Source organism: Rhodopseudomonas sp. BR0C11 (assembly GCF_010820945.1).
GTDB classification, from domain to species: Bacteria; Pseudomonadota; Alphaproteobacteria; order Rhizobiales; family Xanthobacteraceae; genus Rhodopseudomonas; species Rhodopseudomonas palustris_H.
The window spans coordinates 1-433 of sequence record NZ_QTKI01000856.1 but is presented as its reverse complement, the minus strand read 5'-3'; the positions used below and the strand labels follow the sequence as shown (position 1 = coordinate 433).

At 37.2% G+C, this 433-nt stretch carries 1 protein-coding gene; it reads left to right on the top strand.

Annotation, left to right across the window (positions count from 1 at the left end; translation table 11 throughout):
• A partial coding sequence (locus DYI24_RS28875; RefSeq protein WP_502706404.1) for a GTPase occupies positions 1-433 on the top strand: 433 nt, incomplete at both ends.

Here is a 433-nt window from a genome sequence, read left to right as displayed (position 1 = left end):
GTGGATGAAGGTTTAAGAACGTTATTAGATTTTAGATATCAACGTCATTTTAAAGCAAGCAAAGGTGAAAATGGCCAAAGTAGTAATATGCATGGTAAAAATGCGGAAGATTTAGTATTAAAAGTTCCACCTGGTACAATTATTAAAAATGTTGAAACAGACGAAGTGTTAGCAGATCTTGTTGAAGATGGTCAAAGAGCTGTAGTAGCGAAGGGCGGTCGAGGTGGCCGAGGTAATTCACGTTTTGCAACACCTAGAAACCCTGCACCTGACTTCAGTGAAAAAGGTGAACCAGGTGAGGAATTAGATGTATCTTTAGAATTGAAATTATTAGCTGATGTAGGATTAGTAGGTTTCCCTAGTGTGGGTAAATCGACTTTATTATCTATCGTTTCAAAAGCTAAGCCTAAAATTGGGGCATATCATTTTACAA